General features: G+C 33.9%; 2 protein-coding genes. Both read left to right on the top strand.

The genetic code is table 11. The annotated features are described in order from the left end of the window. The first annotated feature begins 268 nt into the window (after positions 1-268). Positions 269-1,075, top strand: a complete 807-nt coding sequence (locus AC3DU7_RS30800) for a peptidoglycan-binding domain-containing protein (protein WP_488043042.1) — start codon at positions 269-271, stop codon at positions 1,073-1,075. 1,149 nt (positions 1,076-2,224) lie between these two features. Next, on the top strand, positions 2,225-2,598 hold a 374-nt coding region (locus tag AC3DU7_RS30805), incomplete at its 3' end, for a hypothetical protein (RefSeq protein WP_488043043.1).

Raw genomic sequence — 2,598 nt, forward strand, 5'->3', positions numbered from 1 at the left:
ACACCTGTTCCGGACAAGATGTAAGCGCTGGGAATGTTTAATTGTTAATATCTGTTCTTTTCTTTTTATGAGACCGAATCTACTGTAACTAAATGCCTTCTTCCCTCTTCCTTCTTCCTACAAAGATGTTAATATTAATTATGTAGTTATGCTCAAATTCTTAGTCTAGACCAATTTTAACTAAAACTAGAATTACCAAAATCAGCAAAGTTATTGAAGAGATAGTCAAGATTTTCAAACCAAAACTAAGCAATCATCACAACATATTATGCGTATCCCTACTATTACTACTCTATTAAGTTTAGTAGCCCTATTTACTTTTACTCAAGCCAAAGCTGTTGCTTCCAACAAAACAGAATCTTTAGTAACAGAAAAAGAAGAAGATTTAACTGGTAAGTCTAATTTAGAGACTTCCACTTCTGCTCCAAAAGATACTAACAGAATTAAACTGTGGCAAAGACAGAAAAATAAAAACTTTCGGATACCTTTTATTGGTAGAAATATCAGAACTGTAGGTAAACCTGCTCAACCTGAACTATTCTCTAAACCATTCTATTCAGGTGTACCTCAAAAACAGAATAATCAAAAGAATATATCACAAGGCTCTCGAGGGGCAGAAGTCTGGGCAGTACAAAGACGTTTGCATGCTAGAGGTTTCAACCCTGGAGCTGTAGATAGTGTGTTTGGTACTCGTACCAGAGAAGCAGTAAAAGCTTTTCAAAAGTCTGCGGGCTTAAGTGTAACAGGTATAGTAAATGAAGCTACTTGGACATCTCTCGCTAAACCCTCATTTGCCTCTCGTCCACCTACTCAAAGACCTCAAAGGCAAAAACCATCTATCTCAAGACAAAAACCATCCATCCAAGTAGAAAAGATATTAGCAAAAGGAGACAAGGGGTCTAAAGTTAAAACTTTACAAATGCGTCTAGAAACAATGGGTTTTAATCCAGGTCCAATTGATGGTGTGTTTGGCAAAAAAACCACAGGAGCAGTTAAAGCATTTCAAAAATATCAGGGAATTAAGGTTAGTGGGATAGTGGATAGAAAGACTTGGGAAGCTTTCAGTCAGAAGTAAAAGACTCAAACTTTTACTGTCTTGGAATAGAATACCTATCTAGCCATAATTTATCAAAAATATGTCAATTTTATATAAAACGATCGGCGAAAAACTACAAATTACCGGTCGCTTTGTTTTATGTATGTATGAATGTATTAAGTAAGTATAGCAATCCTAAATAGGGCTTGCTGAAAAAGCTTGAAAGCATTGACTGATATTGGTTTTAGCAATTTTTTGTCCCGAAAATGTACCAGCTTTTAGGTCAAAAAGGTGCAAAAAGTGAGCAGAAAAAGTTTAGTAGGACAGAAAAATTAAGAGATAATTGTTCCAACTACATCCTCTATAACTCCTATTCCTCCTGACTCTTAACTACTCCCTACTCCCTACTCCCTACTCCCTACTCCCTACCTTCACAATCAGACTTTTTCAGCACACCCTAAATAGGTTGCGACAAATCAAAAAGTAGATAAAAAAACTGAAACTCTTACCTGTTCCCTGTTCCCTGTTCCCTGTTCCCTATAGGATTGCTATAGTTCAACAATTAGTAATTAATTATTAATTATTACCGAAAAATCGTGGGTATGCGCCTCCCCTTTTAAGGGGATAAAAAAAAATAATTCCGTACTTCAAGCCTCTTGCTTTCCTACGGAATGCTCCGCAAACAGCTAGAGGTACTGATAACTGATAACTGATAACTGATAACTGAAATGACCTCTCCTTAAAAAGAAGAGTATTAACGCTTAAAGAGAATTCCGTATTTCAAGTCTCCTTATTGCAGAGGTACTATTAACGCAGTTCCAACCACAGGAGGCTAAGTGAAATGACCTCAAACATCTCATTTGATCTTCTATATATCAAATGTAAATACTATTTGAGGCGAAAAATATGATATGCTGAGATAAAACATATAATAAACCATACTGTAAAATATAAATTATACCAATTAACTAACTTTCATACCAAGAATTCTATATTCTTAAACATTACAGATTTAGTTCACTTGAGAATTTAAGTTTAATCAAGTAAAAAATTCTCCACAAATTTATATATTTATAGATTTAAAATATTTTGCTTTGCCAAACCTCAAAGATTTGCAACATTAAATAGCCATTAACCCCAAGGCTTCCTCTTCAAAACCAACAAAATAAAAGTCTAAGACTCGAAGCAATGCATCGAAAATCCATTTTAGGGATTATTTTATTTTTCCTGACCCTAGCACTAACTATTTTACACGGGTCACTAATAGATAAATATATACAAAATTATCAATTATCAAATCAGATAAAAGAAGCTATAACACAGCAAATTTATAATTCAGACTTAGAAAATTCTTACTTTGATAGCTCCCCAGAATTACAGTTTATACAGCCCCAAAATTTCCATAATATTCAAACTGTTATTCCTAGAAAAAATAAATTTAGACTGAAAAATATATCAACTTCCTTATCTCAATCTACCTACGAAGCAATTGATATCTTGTGGATATTACTTTGCTCTGGGTTAGTATTTATTATGCAGCCTGGATTTATGTGTTTAGAGTC

Source organism: Okeania sp. (assembly GCF_983059655.1).

Coding starts and splice junctions, on each gene's coding strand:
- AC3DU7_RS30800 (WP_488043042.1), top strand. CDS start 269: ATGCGTATCCCTACTATTACTACTCTATTAAGTTTAGTAGCCCTATTT.